The sequence below is a fragment of the Kitasatospora sp. NPDC005856 genome (assembly GCF_040629945.1).
In the GTDB taxonomy this organism is placed as follows: Bacteria; Actinomycetota; Actinomycetes; order Streptomycetales; family Streptomycetaceae; genus Kitasatospora.
Genome location: NZ_JBEXWT010000005.1, coordinates 1 through 14,027 on the forward strand (window position 1 = coordinate 1; position 14,027 = coordinate 14,027).

A 14,027-nucleotide genomic window follows, 5' to 3' on the forward strand; every position below is an offset into this window, starting at 1 on the left:
GGGCCTCTTTGTTTTTCATATGTTGGGCCCGCCCGCCGGCCCGGCCCGGCCCCGCGCCGGCGAAAAACCACAGGCTCGGCGCCGAAGGTGGCCCGCAGCACCGTGCCGCAGGATGCGCGAGAGCCCGGAGAAGCGGTTGCGGCGTGCTCCGGGCCGGCCCGGAGCACGCCGCGGAAAGGTCCGCATTCCAGCGCCGGGGCCCGGCCCGGACCGTTCCGATCTTCCGGCACGCTCCGGGCCGGACCTCGCCCGGAGCGCGCCGCAGTGGTGGCCTGCGAGGGCGCGGTCCAGCCGGCCCGGGGCCGTCAGGCCTCCTCGCGCCAGCCCTCGTAGCCGGCCGCGAGGGTGTCGAGGGCGTGCAGCAGGGCGGGGGTCCAGCCGCTCTCCGGGGCTTCGGCCACGATCAGCCACTGGGCGTCCTCGGCGTCGTCCTCGCCCGCGAGCGCGTCGCGGACGACTTCGAGCTCGCCGAGGTCGGGCTGGGTGGCGCCGAGTTCCTCGGCCGCCTCCTGGGCGGTGTCACGGTCGGGCAGGACGAGCAGCTGCCGGGCGTACGGGTCGTCGACGTCCGGGAGGTCGGTGGTCTGGTTCTCGCTCACCAGGCCATTGTCCAGGTCGGGCCGTCCGCTCCGTCGGGCGGGAGTGTCCGCGGCCCGTGGGATGCTGGTAGGCGATGGCCAGGAAGAGTGCACCCGACGACCTGCTCGCCCCGCTGACCCTCGCGGTCGGCCAGGAGGAGCTGCTGCTGGACCGCGCGGTCGCCCAGGTGGTGGCGGCGGCGAAGGCGGCGGACCCGGACACCGACGTGCGGGACCTGCCGCCCGGCGGCCTGCAGCCCGGCAGTCTGGCCGAGCTCACCACGCCGTCGCTGTTCGCCGAGCGCAAGGTGATCGTGGTCCGGGCCGCACAGGACCTCTCCGCCGACTCGGTGAAGGAGGTCAAGGCGTACATCGAGGCACCGGCCGACGAAGTGATCATGGTGCTGGTGCACGCCGGCGGTGCCAAGGGCAAGGGCCTGCTGGACGCCGGGCGCAAGGCCGGCGGGCGCGAGGTGGCCTGCGCCAAGCTGGCCAAGGCGAGCGAGCGGCTGGCCTTCGTCAAGGGCGAGTTCCGCACCCTGGGCCGCTCCGCGACCCCGGAGGCCTGCCAGACGCTGCTGGACGCGCTCGGCAGCGACCTGCGCGAGCTGGCCGCCGCCTGCCACCAGCTGACCTCGGACGTCGAGGGCACGATCGACGAGACGGTGGTGGCCCGCTACTACAGCGGCCGGGCCGAGGCGACCGGCTTCGAGGTGGCGGACCTGGCGGTCACCGGCCGGGCCGCGGAGGCGCTGGAGCGGCTGCGCTGGGCGCTGGCCGTCGGCCAGCCGCCGACCGGCATCACCTACGCGCTGGCCTCGGGTGTGCGCAGCATCGGCCGGCTGGCGAGCGCCGGGCGGAACATGCGCCCGGGCGACCTGGCCCGTGAGCTGGGCATGCCGCCGTGGAAGGTCGACCGGGTCCGCCAGCAGATGCGCGGCTGGACGGGCGACGGGGTGGCCACCGCGCTGACCGCGATCGCCCAGGCCGACGCCGCCGTCAAGGGCGGTTCGGACGACCCGGCCTTCGCCCTGGAGCGCGCGGTGGTCGCCGTCGCCCGGGCCGCCCGGGCCGGCTCCCGGCCCGCCTACTGAGCGGCCCCGCGGGAGGACGGCCCGGGCCCGGGCCTACTTCTTCATCGCCCGGACGGCGTCCTGCCCGTCGGCCTGGAGGGCGCTGCGCAGCTCCTCCTTGGACGGCGGCTTGGCCTTGCCCTCGGTGTAGCTGGCCGAGTAGCTGATGTAGTAGGTCATCCCGCCGTCGCGGATGTCCAGCTCGGCGTTGACACTGTGGTACTTGTCCGAGGGGTCGTCCTTGTACAGGAAGTACGCCTCCTCGCCGAGCCCCGGGACGTCGGTGACCTGGTAGCCGCGCGCCCGGTAGAGCTCCTTGTTTGCTTCTTGCTCGGGCGCCGGGTTGACCGCCTTGTGCAGGTCGGCGCGCATGTAGAGGGAGGCGTACTCGCTGTCGCTGCCGCCGCCGGTGCGCTTGAGCGACATCGAGCAGTTCATGCTGTCCAGCGCCGGGTGCCGGTCGGTGTGGTGGGTCGGCGCGGAGGTGTCCGAGACGGAGTACGTCTGGAGGAGCCTGGTGGGCTTCCCGGTGGTGCAGAAGTCCTCGGAGAGGTGGTAGCCGCGCAGGCCGCGCGGCGAGGAATCGCTGCTGACCAGGCCGGGGACGGCCATCACGGCGGCGGCCCAGCCGACCGAGACGATCACCGCGCCGACGAACGCCCAGACGGCGTTGCGCCGCAGGTTCCCGCTCCTCCCGGAGCCCGGCGCCACTCCCGGAGGAGGAACGGCCGTGCCGGGCGCGGTGGGCAGCCCGGGTGGCGGTCCGAAGCCAGCGGCCCCCGCGAGCCCCGGCGCGCCCGGTACGGGCTGCGCGCCCCCACCCGGCTGTTGCGGGAAGCCGTACCCCGGCCCGTTCGGTGCCGGTGGCGGCGGTGGCGTCGTCATGGAAGGTCCCCCCTGAGCCTGGCGTCGGGCGCTCCCCGCGCCTCGATCGCACCTGACCGACCCTAGCGGCCGGACGACCGGAACACGACAGGCGTCGCAGTGGCCTCCGGGGAGGGAGGCCACTGCGACGCCCGCCGTACTGCTTCGTTGCCGGTCGCTGATGGTCTGGTCGACCGACAGCAGCACCTCCGAACAGCGCGAACCCCCGCTCGGCTTCGGCCGGGCGGGGGCGGTGGTTCAGGAGCGGAGCGGTTTTTGGCGGCCGGGACTGCGCTCGCCGCGTAGTGGCCCGTCCGGATCCATGTGCACAGAATGCGTACTGCCCGCCCGGTGTGTACCGGACGGGCAGTAGAAGAAGGCCTATGAGCCGGCACTTCTGGTCAAGCTGGATGCACCGCACCCGCGTGGCGAACGCAGGCCGCGTGCGGTGCGAGTCTTGCGCGCCTCGGGGGTCCGGGTAGAGGGCCGGGTCCTCCCGAAGCGGTGGGGGTCACCGCCCCCGGGGGCGTCAGGCCTGGACGGCCGTGTTGACGCGCTTGGTGATGGCCGACTTCTTGTTGGCGGCCTGGTTGGCGTGGATGACGCCCTTGCTCACGGCCTTGTCCAGCGCCTTGGAGGCGGCGCGGGCCAGCTCGGTGGCCTTCTCGGTCTCGCCGGCGGCAGCGGCCTCACGGGCCTTGCGCAGAGCGGTCTTCAGCGAGGACTTGACGGCCTTGTTGCGCAGGCGTGCCTTCTCGTTGGTCTTGTTGCGCTTGATCTGGGACTTGATGTTCGCCACGAAAGAGCCTCAGTCTGTCTAAAGATTTGAACGGGTTCGCACCGGCGGCCTTCGGTCCTGCTGAGAGGGCATGCCGAGGCCAGGTGCAGCAGCCCACGCTACCAGGGGCCGCCGCCCGCCCCAAACCGGGCGCCCGCGGACACCCGCCCCCGCAGCCCGCGAGGATCGCGCCCGCAGCCCGCGAGGCTCCCGGACGGTGCCCCGGGCCGCAGTCGTGGGAAGATGGGAGGAACTATTTCGATCGGACGAGACTGTCCGGTCCCCGGGAAACCGGTCAGCGATGATCCGGACACCCCCGGCCCCGGACCAACGGAGAATCGGACCAAGGTGCCCGCGACCCCCAGCAATGTGCCAGAGCCCAGCCGTACCGACCCGGCGCTGATCCGCAACTTCTGCATCATCGCCCACATCGACCACGGCAAGTCGACGCTCGCAGACCGGATGCTGCAGATCACCGGCGTCGTCGACCCCCGGCAGATGCGTGCCCAGTACCTCGACCGCATGGACATCGAGCGCGAGCGCGGCATCACCATCAAGTCGCAGGCGGTCCGCCTCCCGTGGGCCCCGAAGACCGGTCCGGATGCCGGGACGACGCACATCCTCAACATGATCGACACCCCGGGCCACGTGGACTTCACGTACGAGGTGTCCCGCTCCCTGGCGGCCTGCGAGGGCACCATCCTGGTGGTCGACGCGGCCCAGGGCATCGAGGCGCAGACCCTCGCCAACCTGTACCTGGCGCTGGAGAACGACCTCACGATCGTCCCGGTCCTCAACAAGATCGACCTGCCGGCCGCCCAGCCGGAGAAGTACGCCGCGGAGATCGCCCACATCATCGGCTGCGACCCCTCGGACGTGCTCCAGGTCAGCGCCAAGACGGGCTTGGGCGTCGAGGACCTGCTCGACCACATCGTCAACACCATCCCGGCCCCGGTCGGCGTCAAGGACGCCCCGGCCCGCGCGATGATCTTCGACTCGGTGTACGACGCCTACCGCGGCGTGGTCACCTACGTCCGTGTCGTGGACGGGCAGCTCACCAAGCGCGAGCGCATCCAGATGATGTCCACCGGCGCGACCCACGAGCTGCTGGAGATCGGCGTCATCTCGCCCGAGCCGAAGGTCGCCGACGGCCTGGGCGTCGGCGAGGTGGGCTACATCATCACCGGTGTGAAGGACGTCCGGCAGTCCAAGGTCGGTGACACCATCACCTCGCAGCACAAGGGCGCCACCGAGCCGCTCGGCGGCTACAAGGACCCGCGCCCGATGGTGTTCTCCGGCCTCTACCCGCTGGACGGCTCGGACTACCCGCTGCTGCGCGACGCCCTCGACAAGCTGCGCCTCAACGACGCCGCCCTGGTGTACGAGCCGGAGACCTCGGTCGCGCTCGGCTTCGGCTACCGCTGCGGCTTCCTCGGCCTGCTGCACCTGGAGATCATCCGGGAGCGCCTGGAGCGCGAGTTCAACCTCGACCTGATCTCCACCGCCCCCAACGTGGTCTACCGGGTGGTCATGGAGGACGGCAGCGAGCACACCGTCACCAACCCGAGCGAGTTCCCGTCCGGCAAGATCGCGGACGTCTTCGAGCCGGTCGTGCGCGGCACCATCCTCGCGCCCAACGAGTTCGTCGGCGCGATCATGGAGCTCTGCCAGTCCCGCCGCGGCAGCCTCCAGGGCATGGACTACCTGTCCGAGGACCGCGTGGAGCTGCGCTACACCCTGCCGCTCGCGGAGATCGTCTTCGACTTCTTCGACCAGCTGAAGTCCAAGACCCGCGGCTACGCCTCGCTGGACTACGAGCCCATCGGCGAGCAGTCCGCCCAGCTGGTCAAGGTCGACATCCTGCTGCACGGCGACGCGGTGGACGCCTTCTCCGCGATCGTCCACAAGGACAAGGCCTACAGCTACGGCGTGATGATGGCGGGCAAGCTCCAGAAGCTCATCCCCCGCCAGCAGTTCGAGGTGCCGATCCAGGCGGCCATCGGCTCCCGGGTGATCGCCCGTGAGACGGTCCGCGCGATCCGCAAGGACGTCCTCGCCAAGTGCTACGGCGGTGACATCTCCCGCAAGCGGAAGCTGCTGGAGAAGCAGAAGGAAGGCAAGAAGCGGATGAAGATGGTCGGCAGCGTGGAGGTCCCGCAGGAGGCCTTCATCGCCGCGCTGTCCACCGACGCCGAGACGCCGAAGGACAAGAAGTAGCGGTACGGCGGCGACGCACGCCGGAAGGGCCCGGGCACCTGCCCGGGCCCTTCCGGCGTTTCGGGCGTTTCCGGCGCACGATCCGAGGCCCCGAGGCCCCCGAGGTCCCCCGGCGTTCGCGGGCGGCACCGGCGGCACCGGCGGCACCGGCGGCACCGGCCGGCGCCCCGGCGGCCTACTTCAGGCTGCCGAGGACCACGCCGACGATCGCCGCCTTCGCCAGCCGCCCGGCGGTGCCCGTGAACACGGTGGGCCGCATCGAGTCGTCCGGACGGACCACCTGCAGCAGCCCGTCCCGGCGGCCGAGGCTCACGCACTGCACCTGGTACCGGAACGAGAACGGCTTCTCGGTGCGCCCGTCCAGCAGTTTGCCGAGGTACTGGCCCTGCGGCAGGGCGGTGGCGCAGCCCATCCGCAGGGTGCCGACGCCGGGGACGGTGACCGCGGCGGCGTCGCCGATCACATGGACGTCCGGGTGGGAGACCGACCGCAGGTGGTCGTCCACCAGGGCCCGGCCGCGCTCGTCCACGGCCAGGCCGGCCTCGGCGGCCAGCGGGTGCGGCTCCAGCGAGGCGGCCCAGACGACGAGGTCGGCCGCGATCGGGCCGGCGGTGGTGCGCAGTCCGTCCGGGGTGACCTCGGTGACGGTGGTGTTCTCGTGGACGCTCGCGCCGAGCCGGGCGAGGACGCGCAGGACGTGGGCCCGGCCCTTGTCCGAGTAGACGCCGCCGACCAGGCCGGACGCGACGATCCGCACCTCCCAGGCGGGGTGGGCCTCGGCGAGTTCGGTGGCCAGCTCGATGCCGGTGGCGCCGCCGCCGACCACGGCCAGGGTGCCGGGCTGTTCGGCCGTGTCGATCCGGCGGCGCAGTTCGGCGGCGCGCTCCGCCGAGTGGGCGAGCTGTTCGGCGCCGGGGACGCCGTGCCAGGCGGTGCGGCTGCCGAGGGCGTGGACCAGGGTGTCGTATCCGAGGGTGGTGCCGTCGTCCAGTCGGACCTCGTGCGCGGCCGGGTCGAGTCCGACGGCGCGGGCCCGGCGGTGGGTGATCCGGCCGCCGCGGGTGAGTTCGCCGATGGTGGGCCAGTCGCGGCCGCGGCCGGCCGCGGTCTCGTGCTGACGGATGCGGTGCAGGATCCGCTCCTCGGGGGCGACCAGGGTGACGGCGTGGTGCCGTCCGGCGCCCTTGGCCGCGGTGAGCCCGGCGTATCCGGCGCCCAGTACGACGATCCGCCGGCCGGTGGTGGTGCTGCTCATCTCGTCCGCCTCCTCGCGAGGGCGCTCCGGTGGAGCGCTGTTCGGGAAGGGGACGACGCGGCCGGTCGGGGTGTGACGGTGACCCGCGTCACAGCGTGATCGGGTTGATCCCGGCGAGCTTCTCGGGGTTGACGACGGTGTACGCCTCGGTGATCCGCCCGTCGGCGACGGCGAAGGCCACCACCCCGGTGACGGTGCCGGTGGCCCGCTCGTACCAGACCAGTCCGGGCTCGTCGTTGACCAGTGCGAAGTCCAGCGCGTACTCGGGGGTGAACCACTTGCCGACCAGGCCGGCGACCAGCCGGGCCACCTTGTCGGCGCCGTGCACCGGGCGGGCGGCGGCGCGGACGATGCCGCCGCCGTCGGCGTGCCAGACCACGTCCGGGTCGAGGACGTCCATCAGGCCCAGGATGTCGCCCCGGGTGCTGGCGGCGGCGAAGGCCTCGACGGCCCGCCGGTGTTCGCCCGGGTCGGTGTCGCCGGCGTGCCGGCTGCCGGCCTTGATCCGGCGGCGGGCCCGGGAGGCGAGCTGGCGGGCGGCGTCGGGGGTGCGCCGGAGGGAGGCGGCGATCTCCTCGAAGCCGACCGCGAAGACGTCGTGCAGCACGAAGGCGGCCCGCTCGGCGGGGGTGAGCTGTTCCAGTACGGCGAGCAGGGCGAGCGAGACGGACTCGCCGCGTTCGGCCAGTTCGTCGGGGGAGTCGGGGCCGGCGGCGTAGGAGACGGCCGGCTCGGGCAGCCACTCGCCGTAGTAGGCCTCGCGGCGGGCCCGGGCGGAGCCCAGCTGGTCGTAGCAGAGCCGGGTGACGACGGTGGTGAGGAAGGCGCGGGGGTCGGCGACGGCGGTGCGGTCGGCGGACTGCCAGCGCAGCCAGGCGTCCTGGAGGACGTCCTCGGCGTCGGTGAACGAGCCGAGCAGCCGGTAGGCGACCGAGCCCAGGTAGCGGCGGTTCACCTCGAAGGCGTCCGGGGCCTTCGAGGCATCGGCGGCGGCAGGGGCGCCGGGGGGACCAGGGGTGCCGGGGGCGGCGGGCGCGTCCGGGCGGTCCGGGTCCTGGTCGTCGATCACGGGCCCAAGGTAGCGCGCGGTGTCGGCGAAAGCGAAGGGCCGGGGCGGGAAGTCCCCGCCCCGGCCCGCTCACCGGCAGGTCGTCAGTCCACCTCGACCGCGGCCTCGGCGAACTGCGCCTGGTAGAGCCGGGCGTAGGCGCCGTCGGCGGCGATCAGCTGCTCGTGCGAGCCCTGCTCGACGATGGAGCCGTTCTCCATCACCAGGATCACGTCGGCGTCCCGGATGGTGGAGAGCCGGTGGGCGATCACGAAGCTGGTGCGGCCGGTGCGCAGCCGGGCCATGGCCCGCTGGATCAGCACCTCGGTGCGGGTGTCGACGGAGCTGGTCGCCTCGTCCAGGACCAGGATGGACGGCTGGGCGAGGAACGCCCGGGCGATGGTGATCAGCTGCTTCTCGCCCGTGCTGACGTTGGTGCCCTCGTCGTCGAGGACGGTGTCGTAGCCGTCCGGCAGGGTGCGCACGAAGCGGTCGACGTGGGCGGCCCTGGCGGCCTCGACGACCTGTTCGCGGGTGGCGGACTCGGCGCCGTAGGCGATGTTGTCGGCGATGCTGCCGCCGAACAGCCAGGTGTCCTGGAGCACCATGCCGATGCCGGAGCGCAGTTCCTCGCGGGACATCGCGGCGATGTCCACGCCGTCGAGGGTGATCCGCCCGGAGCTGACCTCGTAGAACCGCATCAGCAGGTTGACCAGGGTGGTCTTGCCGGCGCCGGTGGGGCCGACGATGGCGACGGTCTGCCCGGGTTCGACCTTGAGCGAGAGGTCCTCGATGAGCGGCTTCCCGGGGTCGTAGCGGAAGGACACGTCCTGGAAGGCGACCCGGCCGTGCACCACGTCGGGCCGTTCGGGCATGGCGGGTTCGGGGCTCTGCTCGGGGGCGTCCAGCAGTTCGAAGACGCGTTCGGCGGAGGCGACGCCGGACTGCACCAGGTTGGCCATGCTGGCGACCTGGGTGAGCGGCTGGCTGAACTGCCGCGAGTACTGGATGAACGCCTGGACGTCGCCGATGGACAGCGAGCCGCTGGCCACCCGCAGGCCGCCGACGACGGCGACCAGCACGTACTGGAGGTTGCCGATCAGCATCATCGCGGGCTGGATGATGCCGGAGATGAACTGGGCCTTGTAACTGGCCTGGTAGAGCGCCTCGTTGTGCTCGCGGAAGGTCTCCGCGGACTCCTGCTGCCGCCCGAACACCTTGACCAGGGTGTGGCCGGTGTACATCTCCTCGATGTGGGCGTTGAGTTGGCCGGTGGACTTCCACTGCTGGACGAACTGCGGCTGGGCGCGCTTGCCGACCTTGGTGGCGACGATCACCGAGCAGGGCACCGAGACCAGGGCGATCACGGCGAGCAGCGGGGAGATCCAGAACATCATCGCGAGCACGCCGACCACGGTGAGCAGCGAGTTGACGACCTGTCCCAGGGTCTGCTGCATGGACTGGCCGATGTTGTCGATGTCGTTGGTGACCCGGCTGAGCACCTCGCCGCGCGGCTGCTTGTCGAAGTAGCTGAGCGGGAGCCGGGCGAGCTTGGCCTCGACGTCCTGGCGCAGTCGGTAGCTGGCGGCCTGGATGGCCCGGGTGGCCAGCCGGCCCTGGACGATGCCGAAGAGGGCGGAGGCGACGTAGACGCCGAGCACCCAGAGCAGGATGGTGCCGATGGCGCCGAAGTCCATGCCCTGGCCGGGGGTGAAGTCGACGGCGGAGAGCAGGTCGGCGACGCCGCCCTCGCCGCGGGCGCGCAGCCCCTCGACGACCTGGTCCTTGGAGGCGCCGGCCGGGAAGCGGGTGCCGACGACTCCGGCGAAGATCAGGTCGGTGGCGGTGCCGAGGATCTTGGGGCCGATGACGGCGCAGCCGATGCCGAGCACGCCGAGGAGCAGGACGCCGATCAGGGTGTTGCGTTCGGGGCGCAGCAGGCCGAGGACGCGTTTGCCGGAGCCCTTGAAGTCCATGGACTTCTCGGTGCCCTGGCCGCCCATGAAGCGGCCGGGGCCGGCCGGGCCGCGGCGGGCGGCGGCGGCCTGCGAGTCGCTGGGCAGTCCGGGGCTGCGCGCGCCGTCCTTCGCGGGGGAGTCCTTCGTGAGGGGGGCCTTCGTGAGGGGGGCCTTCGTGGGGGAGTCCTTGGTGAGGGCGTCCGCGGGGGCGGCGCCGCCCGGGGCCTGCCCCTTGTTCAGCTCGGGCTTTCCGGGGGTGGTCACGCCGCCTCCTGCTCGGTGAGCTGGGAGAGCACGATCTCCCGGTACGTCGGGTTGTCGGCCATCAGCTCGTGGTGGGTTCCGCTGCCGACGACGGCGCCCTCGTCGAGGACGATGATCCGGTCGGCGTCGCGGATGGTGGACACGCGCTGGGCGACGATCAGGACGGTGGCGTCGGAGGTCTCGCGGGCGAGGGCCTTGCGGAGCTTGGCGTCGGTGGCGTAGTCGAGTGCGGAGAAGGAGTCGTCGAAGAGGTAGACGGAGGGCCGGCGGACCAGGGTGCGGGCGATGGCCAGGCGTTGGCGCTGGCCGCCGGAGACGTTGCCGCCGCCCTGGGCGATGGGGGCGTCCAGGCCTTCGGGCAGCTTCTCGACGAACTCCTTGGCCTGGGCGATCTCCAGGGCGTGCCAGAGCTCCTCGTCGGTGGCGTCGGGCCGGCCGTAGCGGAGGTTGCTGGCGATGGTGCCGGAGAAGAGGTAGGGCTTCTGGGGGACGATGCCGACGCTCTCGGCGATCAGGGCGGGGGCGAGTTCGCGGACGTCCACGCCGTCGAGCAGGACCTGGCCGGAGGTGGCGTCGAAGAGCCGGGGGACGAGGCCGAGCAGGGTGGACTTGCCGCTGCCGGTGGAGCCGATGATCGCGGTGGTCTCGCCGGGGCGGGCGGTGAGGTCGATGCCGCGCAGCACCGAGGCCTCGGCGCCGGGGTAGCGGAAGTCGACGTCGCGCAGTTCCAGGTTGCCGCGGCGCAGTACCTCGTCGACGGGGGCGGCGGGCGGGACGACGCTGCTGTGGGTGCCGAGGACCTCCTGGATGCGCTCGGCGCAGACCTCGGCGCGCGGCACCATCATGAACATGAAGGTGGCCATCATGACGCTCATCAGGATCTGCATCAGGTAGGAGAGGAACGCGGTGAGCGCGCCGATCTCCATGTCGCCGCTGTCGATGCGGTGGGCGCCGAACCAGAGCACGGCGACGCTGGAGACGTTCACCACCAGCATGACGGCGGGGAACATGACGGACATCAGCCGGCCGACCTGGCGGGCGACGTGGGTGAGGTCCTCGTTGGCGCCGGCGAAGCGGGCCTGCTCCTGGTCGTCCTTGACGAAGGCGCGGATGACCCGGATACCGGTGATCTGCTCGCGCAGGACCCGGTTCACGGTGTCGATCCGTTCCTGCATGCTGCGGAACTTGGGGCGCAGCGCGCGGACCAGCAGGACCACGACGACGCCGAGCGCGGGGATGACGGCGAGCAGCAGGCCGGACAGCGGGACGTCCTGGTTGAGCGCCATGATGATGCCGCCGACGCACATGATCGGCGCGGCGACCATGAGCGTGAAGCTCATCAGGGCGAGCATCTGGACCTGCTGGACGTCGTTGGTGGTGCGGGTGATCAGCGAGGGGGCGCCGAACTGGCCGACCTCACGGGCGGAGAAGCTCTGCACGCGGTCGAAGACGGCGGCGCGGACGTCCCGGCCGAAGGCCATGGCGGTGCGCGCGCCGATGAAGACGGCGCCGATGGAGCACAGGGCCTGGAGGACGGTGACCGCGATCATCACTCCGCCGACGCGCAGGATGTAGCCGGTGTCGCCCTTGATCACGCCGTCGTCGATGATGTCGGCGTTGAGCGTCGGCAGGTAGAGCGCCGCCAGGGTGGACACCAGCTGGAGCAGCACCAGCAGGGTGATCGGTCGGGAGTACGGGCGCAGGTACGCCCTCAGCAGTCTGATCAGCACTAGCACACTCTTGTCGTCGCCGGACGGGTTCGCACCCCAATTCTGGGTGTTCTGTACCCTCGTACAGGTCATTCGGCGTGTGGGGAGCCGGAGGTTTGCCGGGCCTTTGCCGAACGGTCGGGTCCGGCACCGGCGGCTCGGCCGGGTGCCGTCGGGCGCTGCCCTCTTACGGAATGACCGGTTTCCCCCTAGGCTGCTGATTGCCCCTTTGTTACTGACCGGTACCGCTCAGGTGAACCGGGGGCCCGGCGACCGCCCCCACGGACGCCGCGACATTCCCTCAGACGGCCACCCGCCACCGGAGGTCCTCGTTGAGTTCCGCGCAGTCCCTGATCGACTCCGGCAGGCCCGACCTCGTCGCCGGGCGCCCCGCCTCCGTCGCCCACCTGTTCCTGGAGCGGGTCGCCCTGACCCCGAACGCCGAGGCCTACCGTTACCCGTCGCCCGTGGACGAGCAGGCCGCCGACGGCGCGCCCGGCGCCGAGCAGTGGCGCTCGCTCACCTGGGCGCAGACCGCGACCCGGGTCAAGGCGGCGGCCGCCGGCCTGATGGCCCTGGGCATCCGTCCCGAGGACCGGGTGGCCCTGGCCTCCTCGACCCGGCTCGAGTGGGTCGTCGCCGACCTCGGTGCCATGTGCGCGGGCGCCGCGATCACCACCGTCTACCCGAGCACCAACGCGGACGAGACCGCCTTCATCCTCTCCGACTCCGGCTCCCGGGCCCTGTTCGCCGAGAACGCGGCCCAGCTGGCCAAGGCCGTCGAGCAGATCGACCAGCTGCCCGAGCTGCGCACCGTGATCCTCTTCGACGCGCCCGCCGAGGCCCCCGAGAGCGCCGGCCTGGAGCTGCTCACCCTCGCCGAGCTGGAGGAGCGCGGCTCCCGGTACCTGGCGGAGCACCCGGACGCGGTGGAGAAGGCCGTCGACGGGCTCGGCAAGGAGCAGCTGGCCACCCTGATCTACACCTCCGGCACCACCGGCCGCCCCAAGGGCGTGCGCCTGGTGCACGACTGCTGGGCGTACGAGGGCCGGGCGCAGGAGGCCAGCGGGCTGCTGGGCCCCGACGACGTGCACTTCATGTGGCTGCCGCTGTCGCACGTGTTCGGCAAGACGCTGATCTCCGGGCAGATCGCCACCGGGCACGTGATGGCGTTGGACGGCCGGGTGGACCGGATCATCCACAACCTGCCGGCGATCCGGCCGACCGTCATGGCCTCGGCGCCGCGCATCTTCGAGAAGGTCTACAACGGCATCGCGGGCAGGGCCCGGGCCGAGGGCGGCGCCAAGTACAAGATCTTCATGTGGGCGGCCAAGGTCGCCCGCGAGTACGCCCGGGCCATCCAGGAGAGCCGGGTGGCCACCGGCGCCGAGACGGCCCCGCTGGGCCTGCGGGTGCAGCACGCGCTCGCCGACAAGCTGGTGTACGCGAAGATCCGGGCGGCCTTCGGCGGTCGGCTGCGCGGCGCGGTCTCCGGCAGCGCCGCGCTCGCCCCGGAGATCGGCTACTTCTTCATCGGTGCCGGGGTGCCCATCCTGGAGGGCTACGGCCTGAGCGAGACCAGCGCCGGCTCCTGCGTCAACCGCGCGGAGGACGTGCGGATCGGCACGGTGGGCCGTCCGCTGCCCGGCACCGAGGTGCGGATCGCCGAGGACGGCGAGATCCTGCTGCGCGGCCCGGGCGTCATGCGCGGCTACCACAACCTGCCCGAGAAGACCGCCGAGGTGCTGGAGCCGGACGGCTGGTTCCACACCGAGGACATCGGCGAGCTCAGCGCGGACGGCTTCCTGCGGATCACCGACCGCAAGAAGGACCTGTTCAAGACTTCCGGCGGCAAGTACGTGGCGCCCAGCGAGGTCGAGGGCAAGTTCAAGGCGGTCTGCCCGTTCGTCAGCAACATCCTGGTGATCGGCAACGGCCGCAACTTCTGCACCGCGCTGATCGGCCTGGACGAGGCGGTCCTCATGCCCTGGGCCGCCGAGCACGGCCTGGCCGGCCGGTCCTACGCCGAGCTGGCCGCCGAGCCGGCCGTGCACGAGCTGATCGGGGGCTTCGTCAAGCGGGTCAACGGCGACCTCCAGCGCTGGCAGACGATCAAGAAGTTCCACCTGCTGCCGCGCGACCTCGACATCGAGCACGGCGAGCTCACCCCGAGCCTGAAGATCAAGCGCCCGGTGGTCGAGCGGGAGTACGCGGACGCCGTGACCGCCATGTACGAGGGCGCCAACGAGGCCTGAGCCGACCCGTTCCCGTACGGCTCACCCG

At 72.0% G+C, this 14,027-nt stretch carries 10 protein-coding genes; 3 read left to right on the plus strand and 7 right to left on the minus strand.

Going from position 1 to position 14,027, the window contains the following annotated elements; genetic code table 11:
- Nucleotides 1-305: 305 nt before the first annotated feature.
- The gene (locus ABZ449_RS05040) at nt 306-599 is read right to left on the minus strand and encodes a hypothetical protein (protein ID WP_360340344.1); all 294 of its coding nucleotides are present in this window, start codon (nt 597-599) and stop codon (nt 306-308) included.
- 74 nt (nt 600-673) lie between these two features.
- Here ABZ449_RS05040 and holA point away from each other — a divergent pair, with 74 nt between their 5' ends.
- The gene (gene holA / locus ABZ449_RS05045) at nt 674-1,672 is read left to right on the plus strand and encodes a DNA polymerase III subunit delta (RefSeq protein WP_360340347.1); all 999 of its coding nucleotides are present in this window, start codon (nt 674-676) and stop codon (nt 1,670-1,672) included.
- A gap of 33 nt (nt 1,673-1,705) precedes the next feature.
- On the opposite strand, the gene ABZ449_RS05050 is transcribed toward holA, so the two are convergent.
- Nucleotides 1,706-2,362, minus strand: coding sequence for a hypothetical protein (locus tag ABZ449_RS05050; RefSeq protein WP_360340350.1), 657 nt, complete (start codon nt 2,360-2,362; stop codon nt 1,706-1,708).
- Nucleotides 2,363-3,044: 682 nt separating this feature from the next.
- Nucleotides 3,045-3,314 carry a 30S ribosomal protein S20 gene (rpsT, locus tag ABZ449_RS05055; RefSeq protein ID WP_030309778.1) on the minus strand — a complete coding sequence of 90 codons (270 nt, stop codon included), beginning with the start codon at nt 3,312-3,314 and terminating at the stop codon, nt 3,045-3,047.
- Nucleotides 3,315-3,641: 327 nt separating this feature from the next.
- On the opposite strand from rpsT, the gene lepA reads away from it, so the two are divergent.
- On the plus strand, nt 3,642-5,510 hold the full coding sequence (lepA, locus tag ABZ449_RS05060) for a translation elongation factor 4 (RefSeq protein WP_360340353.1): 1,869 nt from the start codon (nt 3,642-3,644) through the stop codon (nt 5,508-5,510).
- 175 nt (nt 5,511-5,685) lie between these two features.
- Here lepA and ABZ449_RS05065 read toward each other — a convergent pair whose 3' ends face one another.
- From ABZ449_RS05065 to ABZ449_RS05080, 4 genes are all read right to left on the minus strand, one after another.
- Entirely contained in the window at nt 5,686-6,765 is a 1,080-nt protein-coding gene (locus ABZ449_RS05065; RefSeq protein ID WP_360340356.1) for an FAD-dependent oxidoreductase, read from the minus strand.
- 88 nt (nt 6,766-6,853) lie between these two features.
- Nucleotides 6,854-7,834, minus strand: a complete 981-nt coding sequence (sigJ, locus tag ABZ449_RS05070) for an RNA polymerase sigma factor SigJ (RefSeq protein WP_360340359.1) — start codon at nt 7,832-7,834, stop codon at nt 6,854-6,856.
- 83 nt (nt 7,835-7,917) lie between these two features.
- A complete protein-coding gene (locus ABZ449_RS05075) occupies nt 7,918-9,816 on the minus strand; it encodes an ABC transporter ATP-binding protein (protein WP_360340781.1) in 1,899 nt (632 codons plus the stop codon).
- A 215-nt stretch (nt 9,817-10,031) separates the two neighbouring features.
- On the minus strand, nt 10,032-11,765 hold the full coding sequence (locus tag ABZ449_RS05080; RefSeq protein ID WP_360340362.1) for an ABC transporter ATP-binding protein: 1,734 nt from the start codon (nt 11,763-11,765) through the stop codon (nt 10,032-10,034).
- A 311-nt stretch (nt 11,766-12,076) separates the two neighbouring features.
- On the opposite strand from ABZ449_RS05080, the gene ABZ449_RS05085 reads away from it, so the two are divergent.
- Nucleotides 12,077-13,999 carry an AMP-dependent synthetase/ligase gene (locus ABZ449_RS05085; RefSeq protein ID WP_360340365.1) on the plus strand — a complete coding sequence of 641 codons (1,923 nt, stop codon included), beginning with the start codon at nt 12,077-12,079 and terminating at the stop codon, nt 13,997-13,999.
- Nucleotides 14,000-14,027 lie beyond the last annotated feature (28 nt).

Bases quoted from the DNA above. Each gene is read 5' to 3' on its own strand.
- holA (WP_360340347.1), top strand. From the start codon at position 674: ATGGCCAGGAAGAGTGCACCCGACGACCTGCTCGCCCCGCTGACCCTC.
- ABZ449_RS05065 (WP_360340356.1), bottom strand. From the start codon at position 6,765: ATGAGCAGCACCACCACCGGCCGGCGGATCGTCGTACTGGGCGCCGGA.
- ABZ449_RS05075 (WP_360340781.1), bottom strand. From the start codon at position 9,816: ATGGGCGGCCAGGGCACCGAGAAGTCCATGGACTTCAAGGGCTCCGGC.